At 42.5% G+C, this 23,674-nt stretch carries 22 protein-coding genes and 1 pseudogene; 21 read left to right on the top strand and 2 right to left on the bottom strand.

The genetic code is table 11. The features are described 5' to 3' along the window. Nucleotides 1-139 precede the first annotated feature (139 nt). Nucleotides 140-577 carry a DUF6078 family protein gene (locus LPH68_RS02425; protein WP_024986530.1) on the bottom strand — a complete coding sequence of 146 codons (438 nt, stop codon included), beginning with the start codon at nt 575-577 and terminating at the stop codon, nt 140-142. A 192-nt stretch (nt 578-769) separates the two neighbouring features. On the opposite strand from LPH68_RS02425, the pseudogene LPH68_RS02415 reads away from it, so the two are divergent. From LPH68_RS02415 to miaA, 19 genes and pseudogenes are all read left to right on the top strand, one after another. Then, nucleotides 770-1,631, top strand: a pseudogene (locus LPH68_RS02415) (hypothetical protein). An 81-nt stretch (nt 1,632-1,712) separates the two neighbouring features. Further along, on the top strand, nt 1,713-2,390 hold the full coding sequence (locus tag LPH68_RS02410) for a DUF5715 family protein (protein ID WP_151923291.1): 678 nt from the start codon (nt 1,713-1,715) through the stop codon (nt 2,388-2,390). 113 nt (nt 2,391-2,503) lie between these two features. Further along, on the top strand, nt 2,504-4,060 hold the full coding sequence (locus LPH68_RS02405) for an ATP-binding protein (RefSeq protein WP_074706675.1): 1,557 nt from the start codon (nt 2,504-2,506) through the stop codon (nt 4,058-4,060). Between the two features lie 74 nt (nt 4,061-4,134). Beyond that, nucleotides 4,135-5,127: a PhoH family protein gene (locus LPH68_RS02400; protein ID WP_022199898.1), complete on the top strand. Its 993-nt coding sequence runs from the start codon at nt 4,135-4,137 to the stop codon at nt 5,125-5,127. An 88-nt stretch (nt 5,128-5,215) separates the two neighbouring features. After that, nucleotides 5,216-6,160 carry a phosphoribosylaminoimidazolesuccinocarboxamide synthase gene (locus LPH68_RS02395; RefSeq protein WP_004315679.1) on the top strand — a complete coding sequence of 315 codons (945 nt, stop codon included), beginning with the start codon at nt 5,216-5,218 and terminating at the stop codon, nt 6,158-6,160. A 161-nt stretch (nt 6,161-6,321) separates the two neighbouring features. Then, nucleotides 6,322-7,059 (top strand): bifunctional demethylmenaquinone methyltransferase/2-methoxy-6-polyprenyl-1,4-benzoquinol methylase UbiE, encoded by a 738-nt coding sequence (gene ubiE, locus LPH68_RS02390; RefSeq protein ID WP_004315680.1) that lies wholly within the window; start codon nt 6,322-6,324, stop codon nt 7,057-7,059. Between the two features lie 39 nt (nt 7,060-7,098). Next, nucleotides 7,099-7,845 (top strand): shikimate dehydrogenase, encoded by a 747-nt coding sequence (locus LPH68_RS02385; protein ID WP_074706682.1) that lies wholly within the window; start codon nt 7,099-7,101, stop codon nt 7,843-7,845. Between the two features lie 19 nt (nt 7,846-7,864). Continuing rightward, nucleotides 7,865-8,815, top strand: a complete 951-nt coding sequence (locus LPH68_RS02380) for an alpha/beta hydrolase (RefSeq protein ID WP_008017214.1) — start codon at nt 7,865-7,867, stop codon at nt 8,813-8,815. Between the two features lie 72 nt (nt 8,816-8,887). Further along, the gene (locus tag LPH68_RS02375; RefSeq protein ID WP_087323857.1) at nt 8,888-9,805 is read left to right on the top strand and encodes a YgcG family protein; all 918 of its coding nucleotides are present in this window, start codon (nt 8,888-8,890) and stop codon (nt 9,803-9,805) included. A gap of 50 nt (nt 9,806-9,855) precedes the next feature. After that, the gene (locus tag LPH68_RS02370) at nt 9,856-10,437 is read left to right on the top strand and encodes a LemA family protein (protein ID WP_004304537.1); all 582 of its coding nucleotides are present in this window, start codon (nt 9,856-9,858) and stop codon (nt 10,435-10,437) included. Nucleotides 10,438-10,707: 270 nt separating this feature from the next. Next, nucleotides 10,708-11,874 carry an AIR synthase-related protein gene (locus tag LPH68_RS02365; RefSeq protein WP_004320904.1) on the top strand — a complete coding sequence of 389 codons (1,167 nt, stop codon included), beginning with the start codon at nt 10,708-10,710 and terminating at the stop codon, nt 11,872-11,874. A 3-nt stretch (nt 11,875-11,877) separates the two neighbouring features. Further along, a complete protein-coding gene (gene prfA, locus LPH68_RS02360) occupies nt 11,878-12,990 on the top strand; it encodes a peptide chain release factor 1 (protein ID WP_008020796.1) in 1,113 nt (370 codons plus the stop codon). 82 nt (nt 12,991-13,072) lie between these two features. After that, complete coding sequence (pyrF, locus tag LPH68_RS02355; protein WP_004301706.1) at nt 13,073-13,897, top strand: orotidine-5'-phosphate decarboxylase; 825 nt, start codon at nt 13,073-13,075, stop codon at nt 13,895-13,897. A gap of 30 nt (nt 13,898-13,927) precedes the next feature. Further along, complete coding sequence (locus tag LPH68_RS02350; RefSeq protein WP_004308539.1) at nt 13,928-15,157, top strand: HD domain-containing protein; 1,230 nt, start codon at nt 13,928-13,930, stop codon at nt 15,155-15,157. A gap of 82 nt (nt 15,158-15,239) precedes the next feature. Then, on the top strand, nt 15,240-16,280 hold the full coding sequence (gene lpxD / locus LPH68_RS02345) for a UDP-3-O-(3-hydroxymyristoyl)glucosamine N-acyltransferase (protein WP_004320905.1): 1,041 nt from the start codon (nt 15,240-15,242) through the stop codon (nt 16,278-16,280). A gap of 11 nt (nt 16,281-16,291) precedes the next feature. Beyond that, nucleotides 16,292-17,677, top strand: a complete 1,386-nt coding sequence (locus LPH68_RS02340) for a bifunctional UDP-3-O-[3-hydroxymyristoyl] N-acetylglucosamine deacetylase/3-hydroxyacyl-ACP dehydratase (protein WP_004301699.1) — start codon at nt 16,292-16,294, stop codon at nt 17,675-17,677. Between the two features lie 18 nt (nt 17,678-17,695). Continuing rightward, entirely contained in the window at nt 17,696-18,463 is a 768-nt protein-coding gene (gene lpxA, locus LPH68_RS02335; protein WP_004320906.1) for an acyl-ACP--UDP-N-acetylglucosamine O-acyltransferase, read from the top strand. Nucleotides 18,464-18,484: 21 nt separating this feature from the next. Continuing rightward, entirely contained in the window at nt 18,485-19,039 is a 555-nt protein-coding gene (locus LPH68_RS02330) for a hypothetical protein (protein WP_004308535.1), read from the top strand. Between the two features lie 114 nt (nt 19,040-19,153). Continuing rightward, a complete protein-coding gene (gene miaA / locus LPH68_RS02325) occupies nt 19,154-20,050 on the top strand; it encodes a tRNA (adenosine(37)-N6)-dimethylallyltransferase MiaA (protein WP_004308534.1) in 897 nt (298 codons plus the stop codon). Between the two features lie 61 nt (nt 20,051-20,111). Here miaA and LPH68_RS02320 read toward each other — a convergent pair whose 3' ends face one another. Further along, nucleotides 20,112-20,414 (bottom strand): hypothetical protein, encoded by a 303-nt coding sequence (locus LPH68_RS02320; RefSeq protein ID WP_004301693.1) that lies wholly within the window; start codon nt 20,412-20,414, stop codon nt 20,112-20,114. A 154-nt stretch (nt 20,415-20,568) separates the two neighbouring features. Between LPH68_RS02320 and LPH68_RS02315 the strand changes: the two genes are divergently transcribed. Next, on the top strand, nt 20,569-22,779 hold the full coding sequence (locus LPH68_RS02315; RefSeq protein WP_230296846.1) for a S9 family peptidase: 2,211 nt from the start codon (nt 20,569-20,571) through the stop codon (nt 22,777-22,779). After that, a complete protein-coding gene (gene lipA / locus LPH68_RS02310; RefSeq protein ID WP_151923290.1) occupies nt 22,779-23,627 on the top strand; it encodes a lipoyl synthase in 849 nt (282 codons plus the stop codon). Before LPH68_RS02315 ends, lipA begins: the two co-directional genes overlap by 1 nt. The last annotated feature ends 47 nt before the right edge of the window (nt 23,628-23,674 follow it).

The raw sequence follows: 23,674 nt of genomic DNA, 5'->3' as shown, positions 1-23,674 counted from the left end.
ATCAGATAGTCCCACATATTGTGGGAAAAGATTCCCTAGCTGGTGGGAATTTATTCCCTCATTTTGTGGGAACAAATTCCCATAATATGAGGGAATACTTTCCCACAATATATGGGACTAATGGAACTAACGGATATACTTACCCAAGATCATAGTATTCTACATATTCGTCAAATTGAGGCATTTCGGTAATTCCCCGCCTGCGGAAAAGTCCCTGTATGTATTCCTGCTCCTTCGGTTTAATCAGCCGTTCCTTGTTGCAACAACGGTAATAGATCGTTTTGCCGAAGTAGGCCATCATCTGTCGTTTGATAACGGTGGCATCAGCAAGCGGCACTTGGTCCAGCAAATGTTTCATACCCCGTGCAAAGAGCACCGGCTTTTCATCAATAAAGTAAGTACAGTCCCCACCATCGGAAGCGATATGTTCGGGATTAATAACCATTACAGTAGCCCGCTCTTTCGGCATTCGGAGAGATACTTGTCGTCGCAGGCATTTGTCCGCACGCAAACAATGTCCGTTCAAGCAATGAGCGAAGCTAACGGGCATAGAATTGTAATCGAAATCTGTTTTCATGTGTGTTATGTTTAGTGGGAAAGTGGCTTATTTTTATAAACCGCTACAAATGTATGAAAAATAGCTGGAGGACAAGAAATAAATACACTATTTACTTCAACATATTGATAAAATCTTTATATTTGCCTCCAACATCAACACAGGAACTTATAAGACTATATCTCTCCTGCAAAACTATAAAACAGAATAATCATGAAGACAAAACATTTACTTGGAGCACTACTGTCATTTCTCTATACAATTATTTTTTTTAGCTGTGGAAATAACGATGAAAAAAAGATATATTCTTTATCCTTCGAAAAAGAGTATTACGAACGACCTTTGTTAGGAACAACCAATATCACCATCACAGGTGGAAATAGGGACTACACCGTAACTGTAGAAAAAACTGACATTTTAAATATAGATGTAGATTTATCCAGTTCGATAGGAATGGGAAGCTTAAGGATCACCCCCAAAAAAGAAAGGAGAAACAAAGGTGAAAGTAAAAGATAATATCACCAACGAAACGGCTGATTTAAGAATTAAAATTACAGACAGTTATTTGGCATACGCTATAAAAAAAGGTAATCATCCGGCACTTTCTAATGGCACTATAGTTTATCTTATTAACAATGAAGCTAAAGATTGCTATTTTTTCCGTTATATTGAGTCTAGAGACGAAATATCTCGTACTCCAATAGCAAAAGGAACATACGATTTTTTCACCAAGTTAGAAAGCGGTTCCGGCAACTCGTCTCCTACATACGCCATACCTTATTTAACACTAAACTATGCATCTGACGAACAAGGAAATTTCAGCGATGCAACAGTTCCTCCCACCCCTCACAAATTAAGATTTGAACTATACGATGGAGTTACGAGTGCAAATGCCGTTCTAAATCTTATATCAAAATTTCTAGATATAGATTGGAAAGAACTTGTAGAAAAAGCTCTTACCAGAAGTGAACATACAATAGTACCCACACTAAAAACAACAATTGACAATACAGATTATACCATAATAGGGATACTAAACACCTATCCTGAAATACCAGAGAATATTTTGGAATAACCCCAAAGTATGAGCCAGAAAATAATGCAAAGCATAGAACGTATGAAAAAATAGCGTATATTTGCGAGCAAAAAATATAAAATGACTATTTATAAGCTTCGCATATTACCGCTATCTTTACTAGTTATTGGGCTTACAACGCTTACTTCGGGCTGCAAAAAGAAAGACATGTCGCTGAAACTGAATGAGCCACGCAATATTCGTGGCGTCGTCAGCTATAAACGTTCTTTCCCTGATTTGAATGACGCACATCTGGAAGTAGCCAAAAAGATAGGTATCCGTCCATTGGCAGACCGGGAAGCAGCAGAAGATATGAAAGAAAAGCTAACTCATATTACCGACAATGAGTTTTATGTAGTAGATTCACTGACACACTCTATCCCCTATCTCGTACCGCGTGCCAGTGCACTGCTCGATACAATCGGTTCCAATTTCCTCGATTCATTGGCAGCCAAAGGTCTAAACCCCAACCAGGTAATTATTACTTCCGTACTGCGTACCGAAAACGATGTGAAACGCCTCCGCCGTCGCAACGGAAATGCTTCCGCCAACTCGGCACACTGCTTTGGAGCCACCTTTGATGTCAGTTGGAAACGTTTCAAAAAGGTAGAAGACAAGGATGGAAGACCGTTACAGGATGTAAGTGCCGATACACTGAAACTTGTCTTGTCCGAGGTTTTAAGAGACCTGCGACAAGCTGAAAAATGCTACATCAAATATGAATTGAAGCAAGGATGTTTCCATATCACCGCCCGATAAATACCTTTTTTCAAAATCTTTGACTAGCATATCATAAAACCTTCAAGGTAAATTTTGTGTTAAGATGGAAAACAGCTATCTTTGTATGAATCCAACGCTAAAAGAATCAGATTATGAGCAAGCTATATCCTATCGGCATACAGAATTTTGAAAGTCTCCGTAACGATGGTTATCTCTATGTAGATAAAACCAGACTCATTTACCAATTAGTAAAAACCGGCCGTTACTATTTTCTTAGCCGTCCCCGCCGCTTTGGGAAGAGTCTGCTTATATCTACTCTTGAAGCATACTATCAGGGAAAGAAAGAACTATTCGAAGGATTGGCTATCGAACAACTGGAAAAAGACTGGATCAAACACCCGATATTACACCTTGATTTAAATATCGAGAAATATGATACTCCCGAAAGTCTGGACCAAATACTCAATGACAATCTGGAACATTGGGAAAGCCTGTATGGCACACGCCCGTCGGAAGTTTCCTTTTCTTTACGCTTTGCAGGCATCATACAGCGGGCTTACGAACAGACCGGGCAACGTGTCGTTATCCTTGTAGACGAATATGACAAACCTATGCTGCAAGCTATCGGAAACGAAGAACTGCAAAAATATTACCGAAACACACTAAAGCCTTTCTATGGAGCATTAAAGAGTAAAGACGGATGCATCAAACTCGGATTCCTTACAGGTGTCACCAAATTCGGAAAAGTCAGTGTATTCAGCGACCTGAACAATCTGATTGATATTTCAATGGATGAACAGTACGTGGAACTCTGCGGCATCACAGAGAAAGAAATCCACGACAATATGGAAGAAGACTTGCATATCTTGGCTGATAAGCAAAAAATGACTTATGAGGAGGTATGCTCCGAACTGAAAGAATGTTATGATGGTTATCATTTCGTAGAAAACTCCATAGGAATATACAACCCATTCAGTTTGCTCAACACATTCTATAAGATGAAATTCGGTAGTTACTGGTTTGAGACCGGCACCCCGACTTATCTGGTAGAATTACTAAAGAAATCCAATTACAATCTCCAACGTATCACGCATGAAGAAACGGATGCAGATGTACTGAACAGCATTGATTCGACGTCCCGAAATCCTATTCCGGTCATCTATCAAAGTGGATATCTTACTATCAAAGGATTCGACAAAGAGTTTGGAACTTATCGCCTGGGATTTCCCAATCGGGAAGTAGAAGAAGGTTTTGTTAAATATCTTCTTCCATTCTACACAAACATAGATGCTATCGAGTCACCATTCCAAATTCGTAAATTTGTAGCCGAAGTACGAAGCGGTGATTATGATGCCTTTTTCCGCCGCCTACAAAGTTTCTTTGCCGATACACCTTACGAATTGGTACGCGATTTGGAACTACATTATCAAAATGTACTCTTCATCGTATTTAAACTCATTGGATTCTATGTAAAAGCAGAGTATCATACCTCACAAGGACGCATTGACCTCGTCCTGCAAACCGATCATTTCATCTATGTAATGGAATTCAAGCTAGAGGGAACCGCCGAAGAAGCTCTGCAACAAATCAATGACAAACATTATGCACAAGCATTTGCTGCCGACAAGCGACAAATATTTAAAATAGGCATTAATTTCAGTAATGAAACAAGAAACATCGAAAAGTGGATAGTAGAAGATTTGCAGTAAAATTCACCTCCAAACAATCAGAGAATCCAAAACGTTTGATTAAATTTGCAGAAATTTTTCTTTAATACAACTTAATGATAGAGAAGCTGATTGTTCTTGAGGACATTGATCCGGTTATTTTTTACGGTGTAAACAACGCCAACATACAGTTAATTAAAGCTTTATATCCAAAGCTACGCATAGTTGCCCGAGGCAATGTCATCAAAGTGCTGGGCGACGAGGAAGAAATGTGTGCCTTCGAGGAAAATATCACCAAACTTGAAAAGTACTGCGCCGAATATAATTCACTGAAAGAAGAAGTCATCATTGACATTATAAAAGGAAATGCTCCGCAAGCGGAACAGACAGGAAACGTGATTGTGTTCAGCGTCACGGGCAAGCCTATCATCCCCCGAAGCGAAAACCAGTTGAAACTGGTAGAAGGATTCGCCAAAAATGATATGGTATTCGCCATCGGTCCGGCAGGTTCGGGAAAAACATACACTGCTATCGCCCTTGCCGTGCGTGCATTGAAAAACAAAGAAATCAAAAAAATCATTCTTAGCCGCCCCGCCGTAGAAGCCGGAGAAAAACTCGGTTTCCTGCCCGGCGACATGAAAGATAAGATCGATCCATACCTACAACCTTTATATGACGCCTTGCAGGATATGATACCTGCCGCCAAGTTAAAGGAATACATGGAATTGAACATTATCCAGATTGCCCCGTTAGCCTTTATGCGCGGACGTACGCTGAATGATGCAGTCGTTATATTGGACGAAGCCCAGAATACTACCGCCCAACAAATCAAAATGTTCCTCACCCGTATGGGGATGAACACCAAGATGATTGTGACGGGAGACATGACACAGATTGACCTTCCCGCTTCACAAACGTCAGGATTGGTGCAAGCCCTCCGCATCTTGAAGGGAGTGAAAGGGATCAGTTTTGTTGAACTGAATAAGAAAGATATTGTACGCCATAAACTGGTGGAACGTATCGTGGATGCTTACGAAAAGTTCGATAAAGAAGCGAAAGCCGAACGGAACGGTTCACCACAGAGGACACAGAGTACACAGAGGATTTAATCCAAATATCTCAATGAAGACTCTGTGTATTCCGTGTCCTCCGTGGTGAAATTAAAGAAAGAAGCATAATTTTAATATATATATCATTATGAAAGCATTAACAAAAACAGATTTCAACTTTCCGGGACAGAAAAGTGTGTACCACGGAAAAGTGCGCGATGTGTACAACATCAACGGCGAAAAACTCGTCATGGTAGCAACCGACCGTATTTCGGCCTTTGACGTAGTACTACCTGAAGGTATTCCTTACAAAGGACAAATGCTGAACCAGATTGCAGCTAAATTCCTCGATGCCACTACTGACATCTGTCCGAACTGGAAAATGGCTACTCCGGACCCAATGGTAACAGTGGGTGTGTTGTGTGAAGGTTTTCCGGTGGAAATGATTGTACGTGGTTACCTGTGCGGTAGCGCATGGCGGGCTTACAAAAGCGGTGTACGCGAGATTTGCGGCGTAAAATTGCCGGACGGAATGCGCGAAAACCAAAAATTCCCCGAACCGATCGTCACTCCGACTACGAAAGCAGAAATGGGATTGCACGACGAAGACATCTCTAAAGAAGAAATCCTGAAACAGGGATTGGCTACTCCGGAAGAGTATGAAATCCTCGAAAAATATACATTAGCCCTTTTCAAACGCGGTACTGAAATCGCAGCAGAACGCGGACTGATTCTCGTAGATACAAAATACGAATTCGGCAAGCACAACGGTACTATCTACCTGATGGACGAAATCCACACTCCAGATTCAAGCCGTTATTTCTATGCTGAAGGTTACCAGGAACGTTTCGAAAAAGGCGAACCCCAGAAACAACTTTCTAAAGAGTTCGTTCGCGAATGGTTGATGGAAAACGGTTTCCAGGGCAAAGACGGTCAGAAAGTGCCTGAAATGACTCCGGCTATCGTACAAAGCATCAGTGACCGTTACATCGAATTGTTCGAAAACATCACCGGTGAGAAGTTTGTGAAAGAAGATACCACCAACATCGCTGAACGTATATTCAAAAACGTTGAAACGTTCTTGAATCGTTGATAGTCAACAAATGACAGATAATAAATGATAGTTGACAGATAATGAATGACAGTTCGTATGCAATTCATCGCATATAACTTCAACCTTAATTATTATCCGCCAACTATCATTTATCAACTATCATCTTCCAACTATCATTTATCAACTATCAATTAAAAAGAATGGACTACCCACAACAACATATCAAGCCTTACGACGAAGAAGGAAAAAAGACCGAGCAAGTGGAACGAATGTTCGACAACATCGCGCATGCATACGATAAGCTGAACCATACCTTATCTCTAGGTATCGACCGCAGCTGGCGCAAAAAAGCGATTGCCTGGTTACGCCCTTTCCAACCGCAGCGTATGATGGATGTAGCTACCGGCACAGGAGATTTTGCTATCCTCGCCTGTCGTAAACTGCAACCTGCCGAACTGATCGGGACGGACATCTCGGAAGGCATGATGAATGTGGGACGTGAAAAAGTAAAAAAGGAAGGACTATCGGACAAGATCTCTTTTGCCCGGGAGGACTGTACTTCACTCTCTTTTGCCGACAATGATTTTGACGCCATCACCGTAGCTTTCGGTATCCGCAATTTCGAAGACCTCGACAAAGGACTCTCCGAAATGTGCCGTGTATTGAAACCGGGCGGTCATCTTGTGATTTTGGAACTTACCACTCCGGACCGTTTCCCGATGAAACAATTGTTTTCCATCTACTCAAAAGTCGTCATTCCATTATTGGGCAAACTGCTCTCCAAAGATAACAGTGCCTACCGCTATCTGCCGGATACCATCAAAGTATTTCCTCAAGGGGAAGTGATGAAAGGAGTCATCGCCCGAGCCGGATTTAGCGAAGTCAACTTCAAACGGCTGACCTTTGGCATCTGCACTCTTTATACCGCAACAAAATAGCAATTCATTGTGAATGATTAATTTAACCCTTATTATATTATGGAAAAATATGGTTTAATCGGCTATCCTCTGCGACATTCATTTTCTATCGGATACTTTAATGAGAAGTTCAAATCCGAAGGAATCAATGCAGAGTATGTGAATTTCGAGATTCCCAGTATCAATGACTTCATGGAAGTGATCGAAGAGAATCCCAACCTGTGCGGGCTCAATGTCACCATCCCTTACAAAGAACAAGTGATTCCTTTTCTGGATGAACTCGATCGTGACACCGCAAAGATAGGCGCAGTCAATGTAATTAAAATCATTCGCCAGCCAAAAGGAAAAGTCAAATTGGTGGGTTACAACTCCGATATCATTGGATTCACTCAATCCATCCAGCCCTTGTTGCAGCCTCATCACAAGAAAGCGTTGATTTTGGGTACCGGCGGAGCTTCCAAAGCTGTCTACCACGGTCTGAAGAATCTAGGTATCGAAAGCATCTTCGTATCGCGCACCCACAAAGCCGACGATATGCTGATTTATGAAGAACTGACTCCCGAAATTATGGCAGAATACACAGTCATTGTCAATAGTACCCCCGTAGGAATGTTTCCTAAGGTAGATTTCTGCCCTAATATCCCTTATGAACTTCTGACACCAAACCATTTGCTCTACGATTTGTTATATAATCCGAACGTTACGCTGTTCATGAAAAAAGGAGAAGCGCAAGGGGCTGTTGTGAAAAACGGCCTGGAAATGCTCCTGCTTCAGGCATTTGCCGCCTGGGAGATATGGCATAAATAAGGGTTAGAGAGAAGTTTTTATGAGGAGAAAAGTAGTATATAGCATCATTTTTATCATGCTGGCATTGACCGGCTGCACCATCGGAGGAAGTTTTTATATGTTAAACTTCTCATTGACTCCGAATGGCAAAATTTTGTCTAAAGATGCTGACTCTTATCCTTTTATGTATAAAAACTACCCTTTCTTGCGTCCATGGGTGGATAGTCTGAAACAGGTGGATGCACTGAAAGACACTTTCATTATTAACCCACACGGAATACAACTGCATGCTTATTATGTGGCTGCTCCCCAACCCACCAGCAAGACCGCAGTCATTGTACACGGATATACGGATAATGCTATCCGCATGTTTATGATCGGTTATCTGTATAATCGCGATTTAGGATATAATATATTACTTCCCGATCTGCAACATCAGGGAGAAAGTGAAGGCCCTGCCATTCAAATGGGCTGGAAAGACCGTTGGGACGTGTTGCAATGGATGAACATCGCCAATGAAATCTTCGGAGACAGCACACAGATGGTTGTACACGGAATTTCAATGGGAGGTGCAACGACCATGATGGTGTCCGGTGAGGAGCAAAAGCCGTTTGTCAAATGCTTTGTAGAAGATTGCGGTTACACCAGTGTATGGGATGAATTCTCACACGAGTTGAAAACAAGTTTCCATCTTCCTCCTTTTCCACTCATGTACACCACAAGCTGGCTTTGCGAAAAGAAATATGGATGGAATTTCAAAGAAGCTTCTTCACTGAAACAGGTAGCCAAATCACAACTTCCAATGTTATTTATCCACGGGGACAAAGACACGTATGTGCCTACCTGGATGGTATACCCGCTTTACGAAGCCAAACCGGAGCCCAAAGAACTATGGATTGTGCCGGGAGCGGCCCATGCTGTTTCATACCAAGAGAATAAACAGGAGTACACCGACCGAGTCCGTGCATTCGTCGGGCGATACATCCATTAAACCTATTATAACAAGGAGTTTTAGATTCATAACAGAAAAAGTTTCTATATTTGCAAAGATAAAACAAGCGTTATGAAATCAATATTAACTTTTATACTAGCAACTTTTCTTCTGTTCCCACTACAAGCTCAAGAGAAAGTATATACGGTAGACAACCTTCCGAAAGTTCACCTGCAAAACAAAATGCAATATGTTTGCAACCCGGCCGGCATACTTTCACAGGCTGCTTGTGACAGTATAGACTCCATGCTTTATGCCTTGGAACAACAAACAGGAATTGAAACAGTGGTTGCCGTAGTTCCCTCAATTGGAGAAGAAGATTGTTTCGACTTCTGTCATCAGCTGCTTAATAAATGGGGTGTAGGAAAAAAAGGCAAAAACAATGGATTGGTCATTTTATTAGTCACCGATCAACGCTGTATACAGTTCTATACCGGTTATGGTCTGGAAGGAGTACTTCCTGATGCTATCTGCAAAAGGATTCAAACAAGATATATGATTCCTTACCTCAAAGATGGGAATTGGGATGCAGGAATGGTGGCTGGTCTAAAAGCGACTTGCCAGCGGCTCGACGGTTCGATGGAAAATGATGCTCTCTCCGATTCGAATGACGGTGGTTCTTTTGATTTTATTCTTGCCATCCTTTGTTTTATCGCCATTGGCGGAGGTCTTGCTTTCTTTTCGGCACGCAAACAAAGTCGCTGTCCGAATTGTGGTAAACATCAATTGCAGAGAAGCGGAAGCAGAGTCGTATCCCGGATTAATGGAGTGAAGACCGAAGATGTCACCTATACATGTAGAAACTGCGGACATACCATCATACGTCGCCAGCAAAGTTATGATAATGACTACCATCACCGGGGAGGTGGCGGAGGCGGTCCATTTATCGGCGGCTTTGGCGGAGGCAGTTTCGGAAGCGGAGGCGGCTTCGGTGGGGGCAGCTTCGGCGGAGGAATGGGCGGAGGCGGTGGTGCCGGTTCTCGTTTCTAAAGAAAACAAGTAAAAAAAACAAATTATCAAATTCTATAAAAACAAGAAACATGAAGAAGTCAATTATTATCATCTTAGCCGTTGTGGCTATCCTTGTTATATGGGCAGTAAGTGTATATAACGGTCTGGTTACTATGGACGAGAATGTAAGTGGTCAATGGGCAAATGTAGAAACTCAATATCAACGTCGTGCCGACCTGATTCCTAACTTGGTAAACACAGTGAAAGGATATGCGACACATGAAAAGGAAACATTGGAAGGAGTTGTTGCCGCACGTAGCCAGGCTACTCAAATCAAAGTAGATGCTGCCGACCTGACACCGGAAAAGCTGGCGCAATACCAAAAGGCACAAGGTGCTGTAACATCAGCATTGGGCAAGTTATTAGCCATCACCGAGAATTATCCGGACCTGAAAGCTAACCAGAACTTCCTGGAACTTCAAGCTCAACTGGAAGGAACGGAAAATCGTATCAATGTAGCACGCAAAAACTTCAATGATGCTGCACAAGCTTATAACACCAATATCCGCCGTTTCCCGAAGAATATCTTTGCAGGAATGTTCGGCTTCGATAAGAAAGCATATTTTGAAGCAGAAGAAGGAAGCGAGAAAGCTCCGAAGGTAGAATTCTAAAAAAGATTTGATTTACCCAAAAAGATACTTGATATCATCTGAGATATTTATCTCGGCATTTTTTCATTAGATAAAACACTTCTATATTAAGAGTTAAATTCATAGTTTTCATTATTATGAATTTAACTCTTAATTTTCTATTATTTTTCTCCTTTTCAATAGAATATTCTAAAGTATAAAAGTTAATGATTAACATTTACTAGTACCTAGTTGGCTGTACCAAAAAAAAGCTGTACTTTTGCAGCCGTATACAAAATAATTCTATAACTCATGAGTAATCAACGATACATGATGCGTGGAGTAAGCGCATCAAAAGAAGATGTGCACAACGCCATCAAGAACATCGACAAAGGAATCTTCCCGAAAGCATTCTGTAAAATTATTCCCGATATATTGGGAGGTGACCCGGAATATTGCAACATTATGCATGCCGATGGTGCCGGAACCAAATCATCTCTTGCTTATATGTACTGGAAAGAAACGGGTGACTTATCCGTTTGGAAAGGTATTGCACAGGATGCATTGATTATGAATATCGACGACCTGCTTTGTGTAGGTGCCGTAGACAATATCCTTGTTTCTTCTACCATTGGACGTAACAAACTGTTGATTCCGGGAGAAGTAATCTCCGCCATCATCAACGGAACAGATGAATTACTAGCCGAACTCCGCGAAATGGGTGTAGGCGTATATGCAACCGGTGGTGAAACTGCTGATGTCGGCGATTTGGTACGTACCATCATCGTTGACTCTACCGTAACTTGCCGTATGAAACGTTCAGACGTTATCGACAATGCCAATATCCGTCCGGGTGACGTGATCGTTGGGTTGGCTTCTTACGGACAAGCTACTTACGAAAAAGAATACAATGGCGGTATGGGTAGCAACGGTTTGACGAGTGCCCGTCACGACGTATTCGGCAAATATCTTGCTGAAAAATATCCGGAAAGCTATGATGCTGCAGTTCCTGAAGAGTTAGTTTATTCCGGTAAGTTAAAACTAACAGACAGCGTAGAAGATTCTCCGATTGATGCAGGTAAGTTAGTACTCTCTCCTACTCGTACATACGCACCGGTAGTCAAAAAATTACTTGATGCATTGCGTCCGGAAATCCACGGAATGGTACACTGCTCCGGTGGTGCACAAACTAAAGTTCTGCATTTTGTAGAAAACGTACGTGTAGTAAAAGATAATCTTTTCCCTGTTCCTCCTTTATTCAAAACGATCCAGGAACAAAGCGGTACGGACTGGGCAGAAATGTACAAGGTATTCAATATGGGACATCGCCTCGAAGTTTATCTGTCACCGGAACATGCAGAAGAAGTAATAGCTATTTCCGAGTCATTCGGTATTCCGGCACAGATTGTAGGACGTGTTGAAGCATGCGAGCAAACAGAATTAATCATTAAGAGCGAATTCGGAGAATTTAGATATTAAAGAATGGCAGACAATAGTACCATACTAGAAAAATTAGACGGACTCGTAGCCCGTTTTGAAGAAATATCTACCCTTATCACAGACCCGTCAGTGATTGCCGATCAGAAACGTTATGTCAAGTTGACTAAAGAATATAAAGAATTAGACGACTTGATGAAAGCAAGGAAAGAATATATCCAATTACTGGGTAATATTGAAGAAGCTAAAAATATCCTTGCCAATGAATCGGACGCTGAAATGCGCGAAATGGCGAAAGAAGAAATGGACAATAGTCAAGAGCGCCTTCCGGTATTGGAAGAAGAAATCAAACTGATGCTTGTTCCTGCCGACCCGCAAGACAGCAAGAACGCTATTCTCGAAATCCGCGGAGGTGCAGGAGGCGACGAAGCAGCTATCTTTGCCGGCGACCTCTTCCGTATGTATGCCAAATTCTGTGAAACCAAAGGTTGGAAAATGGAAGTTTCCAATGCGAACGAAGGAACAGCCGGTGGATTCAAAGAAATTGTTTGTAGTGTGACAGGCGATAATGTATATGGAATTTTAAAATACGAATCGGGAGTACACCGCGTACAGCGTGTTCCTGCGACGGAAACGCAAGGACGTGTTCACACTTCAGCCGCATCCGTGGCCGTGCTTCCCGAAGCTGAAGAATTCGATGTAGTCATCAACGAAGGAGAAATCAAATGGGACACTTTCCGAAGCGGCGGTGCCGGCGGACAGAATGTAAACAAGGTAGAATCCGGAGTACGTCTGCGCTATATCTGGAAGAACCCGAACACCGGTATTGCCGAAGAAATCCTTATCGAATGTACCGAGACACGCGACCAGCCGAAAAACAAAGAGCGCGCCTTGGCCCGTCTCCGTACTTTTATCTACGACAAAGAACATCAGAAATATATCGATGACATTGCCTCCAAACGTAAGACAATGGTATCTACCGGAGACCGTTCAGCCAAAATACGAACTTACAACTATCCCCAAGGACGTATCACCGACCACCGCATCAACTATACAATCTATAATCTGGCAGCCTTCATGGACGGAGACATCCAGGATTGTATCGACCATCTGATCGTAGCGGAAAATGCAGAACGCCTGAAAGAAAGCGAACTTTAGAGAAGTGGAGAGTTGAGAATTGAGAGTTGAGAACGGTTTCTTAAAATAGTAAATAGTAAATTGCAAAATAGTAAATAACAAGATGGATAAGCAACAATTATTTGAAAACATAAAGCGCAAAAAATCATTCCTTTGTGTAGGACTTGATACTGACATCAAGAAAATCCCGGAACATCTGTTGAAAGAAGAAGATCCGATCTTCGCATTCAACAAAGCAATCATTGACGCGACAGCTGATTTGTGTATCGCCTACAAACCCAATCTGGCTTTCTATGAAAGCATGGGTGTAAAAGGATGGATCGCATTCGAAAAGACAGTAAAATATATCAAAGATAACTATCCGGATCAATTCATCATCGCTGACGCAAAGCGTGGTGACATCGGAAATACTTCTGCAATGTATGCCCGCACATTCTTTGAAGAATTGGATATCGACTCTGTAACAGTAGCCCCCTACATGGGTGAAGACAGCGTTACTCCGTTCCTTACCTACGAAGGCAAATGGGTGATCCTGTTGGCATTGACTTCCAACAAAGGATCTCATGACTTCCAATTGACAGAAGACGTAAACGGCGAACGTCTGTTCGAGAAAGTATTACGCAAATCACAGGAATGGGCTGGCGATGACCGCATGATGTATGTGGTAGGTGCTACTCAAGGACGTGCTTTTGAGGACATCCGCAAGATTGTCCCGAACCATTTCCTTCTCGTACCAGGCGTGGGAGCACAAGGCGGTTCACTCGAAGAAGTTTGCAAATATGGTATGAACAGTACATGCGGATTGATTGTTAACTCGTCGCGTGGTATTATCTACGTAGATAAAACAGAGAAATTTGCAGAAGCTGCCCGCACCGCCGCACAAGAAGTGCAAGCACAAATGGCTGAACAACTCAAAGCAATTCTCTGAAAAGGGAAAAAGGATCTCTAAAGAAAACGAATGCCTTACGAAAGAAAGATAATTAACGACCCCGTATTCGGGTTCATCAATATTCCAAAGGGGTTACTGTACGATATAGTACGGCATCCCCTTTTGCAGCGTCTTACCCGCATCAAGCAAGTAGGATTGTCATCTGTTGTGTACCCCGGTGCGCAACACACCCGCTTCCAACACTCCTTAGGTGCTTTTCACTTAATGAGTGAAGCTATCACCCAACTGGCCTCCAAAGGCAATTTTATCTTTGATAGTGAAGCGGAAGCCGTGCAGGCCGCCATCCTGTTGCATGATATAGGACACGGTCCTTTCTCGCATGTGCTGGAAGACACGATTGTAAAAGGAGTCTCACACGAAGAGATTTCTCTCATGTTGATGGAACGGATGAACAAAGAGATGAACGGCCAGCTAAGTCTTGCCATTCAAATCTTCAAGGACGAATACCCGAAACGCTTTCTGCATCAACTCGTAAGCGGTCAGTTGGATATGGACCGACTTGATTATCTTCGCCGCGATAGCTTTTATACAGGCGTAACGGAAGGTAACATCGGCTCTGCCCGAATCATCAAAATGCTTGATGTAGCGGATGACCGTTTGGTTGTCGAATCCAAAGGGATCTATTCTATCGAGAATTTCCTCACGGCACGCCGCCTGATGTACTGGCAAGTATACCTGCATAAGACGTCCGTGGCATACGAAAAGATGCTGATTAGTACTCTATTGCGTGCCAAAGAACTGGCTTCACAAGGAGTGGAACTATTTGCATCACCCGCATTACGTTTTTTCCTTTACAATGATATCAATCCTACGGAATTCTATAACAACCCCGACTGTCTGGAGAATTTTATCCAGCTGGACGACAACGATATATGGACAGCCTTGAAAGTGTGGAGCACCCACACCGATAAAGTACTTTCCACTTTAAGCACGGGAATGATAAACCGAAATATCTTTAAAGTGGAAATTTCGTCGGAACCTATTAGTGAGGACAGAAAAAAAGAATTAACTTTGCACATCAGCCAGCAACTAGGCATAACCCTTTCCGAAGCGAACTATTTTGTCTCTACCCCCAGCATCGAAAAGAATATGTATGACCCGGCAGATGACAGTATTGATATTATCTACAAAGACGGCACTATCAAAAATATTGCCGAAGCATCGGACATGCTGAACATCTCATTATTGTCCAAAAAGGTAAAGAAATACTATCTCTGCTATCAGAGATTACACAGATAAGTATAAAATATTCATGCAATAACACGGAAATCTGAAAAAAAAATCCGTTATTTGTGAACTAATTAAATTTTAAATAAAAGACATGGAGTTCTCGGCTAAGCAAATTGCAGCATTTATCCAAGGGGAAATCATTGGAGACGAAAACGCTACGGTACACACATTCGCTAAAATTGAAGAGGGAATGCCCGGAGCAATTTCTTTCCTGTCAAATCCCAAATATACACCTTACATCTACGAGACACAATCAAGCATTGTCCTGGTTAATAAGGACTTCACTCCCGAACACGAAATTAAAGCTACTCTTATCAAAGTAGACAATGCATACGAAAGTCTGGCTAAATTGCTCAATCTTTATGAGATGAGCAAGCCTAAGAAACAAGGTATAGATTCATTAGCTTTCGTTGCACCCAGCGCCAAAATTGGTGAGAATGTATACATCGGTGCTTTTGCCTATATCGGCGAAAATACCGTGATTGGAGATAATACTCAAATTTACCCGCACACTTTCGTTGGAGATGGCGTGAAGATAGGCAACAGTTGCCTGCTTTACTCCAATGTAAATGTTTATCATGATTGCCGCATAGGTAATGAATGTATCCTTCATTCGGGTGCAGTGATCGGAGCTGACGGATTTGGCTTTGCTCCCACTCCGAACGGCTACGATAAGATTCCGCAAATCGGAATTGTCATTCTGGAAGATAAAGTAGATATAGGTGCTAATACGTGTGTAGACCGTGCTACAATGGGAGCTACGGTAGTACACAGCGGTGTCAAGTTAGACAATCTGATACAAATAGCACACAATGATGAAATAGGTTCGCATACCGTTATGGCTGCGCAAGCCGGAATTGCCGGTTCTACCAAAGTGGGTGAATGGTGTATGATCGGTGGTCAGGTAGGTATTGCAGGACATGCTAAAATAGGAGATAAAGTTGGATTAGGCGCACAATCAGGTGTGCCGGGAGACATCAAGTCCGGTAGCCAGCTTATCGGAACTCCTCCTATGGAACTGAAGCAATATTTCAAATCATCCATTGCACAAAGAAGCCTGCCGGATATGCAGAAAGAACTGCGTAACTTGCGCAAAGAAGTAGAAGAATTAAAACAACTATTAAATAAGTAAATAAGTAACCAATGCTGAAACAAAAAACGCTGAAAGATAGCTTTTCACTGAGCGGGAAAGGTCTTCACACTGGACTTGATCTCACTGTAACATTCAATCCAGCTCCGGACAATCACGGATATAAAATCCAACGCATTGACGTAGAAGGACAACCAACTATCGACGCAGTAGCCGACAATGTAACAGAAACCACCCGTGGTACTGTATTGTCGAAAAATGGAGTCAAAGTAAGCACCATTGAACATGGTATGGCAGCCCTTTACGCATTGGGCATTGATAACTGCCTGATCCAAGTTAACGGACCGGAATTTCCTATTTTAGATGGTAGTGCACAATATTACGTACAAGAAATAGAACGTGTAGGAACAGTAGAACAAAATGCCGTCAAAGACTTTTATATTATCAAGTCTAAAATTGAGTTCCGGGATGAAACGACTGGTTCTTCTATCATTGTACTACCTGACGAGAATTTCAGTCTGAATGTACTGGTTTCTTACGATTCGACTATTATCCCGAATCAGTTTGCTACCCTTGAAGATATGCATAATTTCAAAGACGAAGTGGCTGCCAGCCGTACTTTCGTCTTTGTTCGTGAAATAGAGCCGTTGCTCTCCGCCGGATTGATTAAAGGTGGCGACCTGGACAATGCGATCGTAATCTACGAACGCAAGATGTCACAGGAAAGCTTCGATAAGTTGGCAGATGTGATGGGAGTACCTCACATGGATGCCGATCAGTTAGGCTATATCAATCACAAACCGTTAGTTTGGCCCAATGAATGTGCCCGTCACAAACTGCTTGATGTCATCGGTGACCTCGCTCTAATTGGAAAACCGATTAAAGGTCGTATCATCGCTACCCGTCCGGGACACACCATCAACAATAAATTTGCCCGTCAGATGCGGAAAGAAATCCGTCTGCACGAAATACAGGCACCAAGTTACGACTGTAACCGTGAACCAATAATGGATGTAAACCGTATCCGCGAATTGTTACCGCACCGCTATCCTTTCCAACTGGTGGACAAAGTGATTGAAATTGGTGCCAACTACATTGTAGGTATTAAAAATATCACAGCCAACGAACCTTTCTTCCAGGGACATTTTCCACAGGAGCCCGTTATGCCGGGAGTACTTCAAGTGGAAGCAATGGCACAAGTCGGAGGCTTGCTCGTCTTGAATTCCGTAGATGATCCTGAACGTTATTCTACCTATTTCATGAAAATAGATGGAGTGAAATTCCGTCAGAAAGTAGTGCCGGGAGATACAATCATCTTTCGTGTAGAACTGCTGGCACCTATCCGCCGTGGCATTTCTACCATGAAAGGATATGCGTTTGTCGGCGAGAAAGTTGTTTGCGAAGCAGAATTCATGGCACAAATAGTAAAAAATAAGTAATAATTGATATTTAAAAGCATGATAAGTCCTTTAGCGTATATCCATCCCGAAGCTAAGATCGGAGAAAATGTAGAAATTGCGCCTTTTGTATTTATAGATAAGAACGTAGTTATCGGCGACAACAATAAAATTATGGCTAACGCCAATATTTTATACGGTTCACGTATTGGTAACGGAAACACGATTTTTCCGGGTGCCGTTATCGGAGCCATTCCGCAGGACCTCAAGTTTCGCGGTGAAGAATCGACAGCCGAAATCGGAGATAATAATCTGATTCGTGAAAATGTAACAATCAACCGTGGTACGGCAGCTAAAGGGCGCACGATTGTGGGAAATAACAATTTATTGATGGAAGGTGTACACGTAGCACACGACGCATTGGTTGGTAACGGATGTATCATCGGTAACTCTACCAAGATGGCAGGCGAAATCGTCATTGATGATAACGCGATTGTCAGCGCCAATGTATTGATGCATCAATTCTGTCATGTAGGCAGTCATGTAATGATTCAGGGCGGATGCCGTTTCAGTAAAGATATTCCTCCTTACATCATTGCAGGACGCGAACCGATCGCTTTCAGCGGAATCAATATCATCGGCTTGCGCCGTCGTGGCTTCTCCAATGAAGTGATCGAAAGTATTCACAATGCATATCGTATCATCTACCAAAGTGGTTTGAACACGACAGAAGCATTGAAAAAAATAGAAGATGAATTCGAAAAGAGCCCGGAGATTGACTATATAGTCAATTTTATCCGTAATTCAGAACGTGGTATTATTAAATAAACAGTTCAAAATAGTCATATTATGATATACAGATTTACTATCATATCTGATGAAGTTGACGATTTTGTCAGAGAAATACAAATTGATCCGGAAGCAACTTTTTATGACTTCCATGAAGCAATACTGAAATCAGTAGGGTACGCAAACGACCAGATGACTTCTTTCTTTATCTGCGATGACGACTGGGAAAAAGGAAAAGAAGTAACCTTAGAAGAAATGGACGACAATCCGGAAATAGATAGCTGGGTAATGAAAGACACTGCTATCAGTGAACTGGTAGAAGACGAAAAACAGAAACTGCTATATGTATTCGATTACATAACAGAACGTTGTTTCTTCATCGAACTATCCGAAATTATTACCGGAAAAGATATGAATGGTGCCAAATGTACCAAGAAATCAGGAGATGCTCCTAAACAAACGGTAGATTTTGAAGAAATGACCGCTGCGGGAGGTTCTCTTGATCTGGATGAAAACTTCTATGGAGACCAGGACTTCGACATGGAAGATTTCGATCAGGAAGGATTTGACATAGGTGGTGACACTAGCAGCCCATACGAAGAAGAAAAATTTTAAGTATTAAATATCAAGTATTAGGTATTAATTGCTATGTAGTGTCAGGCAGTTAATACCTAATATTTTTTTAGTCCCGTACGCTTTAATACTTCTATACTTAATACTTAAAAATCTATGCCTACTCTCATTGTTCTTATAGGTCCTACAGGTGTGGGGAAAACAGAGTTGAGCCTGCGCTTGGCAGAAACATTTCAGACAAGCATTGTATCTGCCGATTCGAGACAGCTTTATGCCGAATTAAAAATAGGTACGGCAGCTCCGACTCCCGATCAACTTAAACGTGTCCCCCATCAACTGGTCGGCACGCTCCACCTCACAGACTATTACAGCGCTGCCCAATACGAAACAGAAGCACTGGAAATTCTGGAGAAATTATTCACGCAACACGAAGTCGTGATTCTCACTGGTGGCTCAATGATGTATGTAGACGCTATCTGTAAGGGAATTGACGATATTCCTACCGTTGATGCGGAAACCCGTCAACTCATGTTACAAAAGTATGAAGAGGAAGGCCTTGAACAACTCTGCGCAGAACTTCGCTTGTTAGATCCGGAATATTACCGGATTGTAGACCTAAAGAATCCCAAGCGGGTGATTCATGCGTTGGAGATTTGCTATATGACCGGACGCACTTATACTTCTTTTCGCACCCAACAAAAAAAACAGCGTCCTTTCCGTATTCTGAAAGTCGGCCTGACTCGTGATCGGGAAGAACTTTATGACCGTATCAACCGTCGGGTAGACCAGATGATGGAGGAAGGATTATTGGAAGAAGTACGTTCCGTACTTCCCTATCGTCACCTCAATTCACTCAATACAGTAGGCTATAAAGAACTGTTCAAATATCTGGACGGAGAATGGGAACTCTCCTTTGCTATAGACAAAATCAAGCAAAACTCCCGCATTTATTCGCGTAAACAGATGACCTGGTTCAAAAGAGATGAAGAAATAAAATGGTTCCACCCGGAACAAGAAACGGAGATACTAGCGTACCTCCGTCAATCTTTATAATTATAGTTAAGAAGAAGAGCCCACTATTAAACACCTATGGAACAAAACATTTACATCTCTTTTAACTCCACAGTTTATTGACAATAAAGTTGCCGATAAAGAACAAGTCGCCCATAAAAATAATGCTGAATACCAGAAAAGTGAAACAAGTACTCCACCGGGCTCCTCCCTCCTCTTCGCCACGTTTGATACGAAGCAGGGAACTATGTAAACAATCACCTGCTATGAACAGTACAAATAAACTCGGTATCAAGTCACCCCATGACACCAACCACAGATTATCACCCTTCCCCATCAGGAACGTCAATGCCACGGCCAATAAGAAGACAGAAGCATATTGCAAGTCTTTTCTTTTTGAATTCATAGTGGTAATGTTTAAAGTCCTTTTCACAAAGATATTGAATCTCACCCAATAATCCTTATCAAATCTATATAAAAATCGGTCAGGCTTTGTTGAATCTAAGTTTATTGTTACTTTTGCAAGTACGAATTAAAACCAAAACCGATTATAAACGCAGATGAAAAAGATCAGCATCACTTTATTACTCTGCCTTCTCTGTCTGACCGGAATGGCACAAGGACAAAAGGCACTCGATTTAAAAGATATTACCTCCGGACGTTTCCGCCCGGAAAATATTCAGGGAGTAATCCCTATGCCTGATGGCGAACACTACACACAGATGAACGCTGACGGCACGCAAATCATTAAATACTCTTTCAAGACAGGTGAGAAAGTAGAAGTGATTTTCGATGTAAATACCACACGCGAATGTGACTTCAAGAACTTCGACAGTTACCAATTCTCGCCCGACGGTCAGAAATTGCTGATTGCTACTAAAACAACACCTATTTACAGGCACTCATACACAGCTGTACATTACATTTACCCTTTGAAACGAAATGATAAGGGCGTTACGACAAACAACATTATTGAACGGCTGTCTGACGGTGGACCTCAACAGGTCCCCGTCTTTTCTCCGGACGGTACCATGATTGCATTTGTACGCAACAATAACATATTTCTTGTTAAGTTGCTTTACGGCAACAGCGAAAGCCAGGTCACAGAAGATGGCAAACAGAATTCGGTAATCAACGGTATTCCTGACTGGGTGTATGAAGAAGAGTTCGGCTTCGACCGCGCTTTGGAATTCAGCGCCGACAATACGCTGATTGCTTTTATCCGTTTCGACGAGTCGGAAGTTCCCTCCTACTCTTTCCCGGTATTTGCCGGACAAGCACCCCGCATTGATGCTTTAAAAGATTATCCGGGCGAATATACATACAAGTATCCGAAAGCCGGATATCCGAATTCGAAAGTAGAGGTACGCACGTATGACATCAAATCACATGTCACCCGTACAATGAAACTCCCATTGGATGCAGACGGATATATTCCGCGTATCCGTTTCACAAAGGATGCCAATAAACTGGCTATCATGACATTGAACCGCCATCAAGACCGTTTTGATCTTTACTTTGCCGATCCTCGTTCCACACTTTGCAAACTTATACTTCGTGATGAGTCTCCTTATTACATAAAGGAGAATATTTTCGATAATATCCAGTTCTATCCGGAATATTTCAGCCTGCTTAGCGAACGTGACGGTTACAGTCACCTCTATTGGTACAGCATGGGAGGTAATCTGATTAAAAAGGTTACTAACGGTAAGTTTGAGGTGAAAGATTTTCTGGGATATGATGAAGAAGACGGTTCTTTCTATTACACCAGCAATGAAGAAAGCCCTCTGCGCAAAGCTGTCTATAAAATAGACAAGAAAGGCAAGAAGCTCAAACTATCCCAACAGGTAGGAACCAATACACCGCTCTTCAGCAAATCGATGAAGTATTACATGAACAAGTTCTCCAACTTGAATACTCCGATGCTGGTTACACTGAATGATAATTCGGGCAAAACACTCAAAACGCTTATTACCAATGACGGATTGAAACAAACATTGTCCGGATATGCTGTGCCACAAAAAGAATTCTTCACTTTCCAAACCACAGATGGCGTGAAGTTGAACGGCTGGATGATGAAACCGGTTAATTTTTCCGCATCCAAAAAATATCCGGTACTGATGTATCAATATAGCGGTCCGGGCTCTCAACAGGTATTAGATACCTGGGGAATCAGTTGGGAGACATACATGGCAAGCCTTGGTTATATCGTGGTATGCGTGGACGGTCGCGGCACAGGAGGTCGTGGAGAAGCTTTTGAGAAATGCACTTATCTGAAAATCGGAGTCAAAGAAGCCAAAGATCAGGTAGAGACTGCCTTGTATCTCGGCAAACAACCATACGTGGATAAAGATCGCATCGGTATCTGGGGCTGGAGCTACGGCGGCTACATGACTCTTATGAGCATGAGCGAAGGAACGCCTGTATTCAAAGCAGGAGTAGCAGTGGCTGCACCCACCGACTGGCGTTTCTATGATACGATTTACACCGAACGCTTCATGCGTACTCCGAAAGAGAACGCGGAAGGATATAAGGAATCATCAGCCTTCACCCGTGCTGACAAACTGCATGGAAACTTGTTGTTGGTGCATGGCATGGCAGATGACAATGTGCACTTCCAAAATTGTGTGGAATATGCCGAGCAGTTGGTTCAGCTTGGAAAACAATTTGATATGCAAGTGTACACGAACCGCAATCATGGAATATACGGTGGCAATACCCGCCAACACCTATACACACGGTTGACCAACTTTTTCTTGAATAACTTATAATGACGGACAGAGTACGTAAGCCCGAATGGCTGAAAATTAATATCGGTGCCAACGAACGATACACCGAAACCAAACGGATTGTCGACTCCCACTGCTTGCATACTATATGCAGCAGTGGGCGTTGCCCTAATATGGGGGAATGCTGGGGAAAAGGAACTGCCACCTTTATGATCGGTGGTGACATCTGTACGCGCAGTTGCAAATTCTGCAACACACAAACCGGCCGCCCGCACCCGCTAGACATAAACGAACCTACCCATGTAGCAGAATCCATCGCACTGATGAAACTGGATCATGCTGTCATCACATCCGTAGACCGGGATGATCTGCCGGATTTGGGAGCAGCACATTGGGCACGTACCATTCAGGAAATAAAACGGCTGAATCCACAAACAACAATCGAAGTGCTCATTCCTGATTTTCAAGGCAGGATGAAGTTGTTAGATTTGATAATCGAAGCCCGCCCCGACATTATTTCACACAATATGGAAACCGTACGCCGCATTAGTCCGCTAGTGCGCAGCGCGGCAAATTATGATACAAGTTTGCAAGTTATCAGACACATTTCCGGGAAGGGAGTTAAATCTAAAAGCGGCATTATGGTCGGACTGGGTGAGACCCCGGAGGAAGTCGAAACATTGATGGATGATCTGTTAGCAACCGGTTGCCAGATTCTTACCATAGGCCAATACCTTCAACCGACTCACCGGCATTATCCCGTTGCAGCATACATCACTCCGCAGCAATTTGCAGAATATAAAACTGTAGGTTTAGAGAAAGGATTCAACATCGTAGAAAGCGCTCCCCTTGTTCGTTCCTCCTACCATGCAGAGAAACATATTCGTTAGCAAACAAAACATATCCCCTATTTGTTTTATTGATAGAACCGACAAAT

Source organism: Bacteroides sp. 1_1_30 (assembly GCF_020982715.1).
Lineage (GTDB): Bacteria > Bacteroidota > Bacteroidia > Bacteroidales > Bacteroidaceae > Bacteroides > Bacteroides xylanisolvens.
The sequence above is the reverse complement of the archived record's forward strand: the minus strand, read 5'-3'. Positions and strand labels throughout refer to the sequence as shown.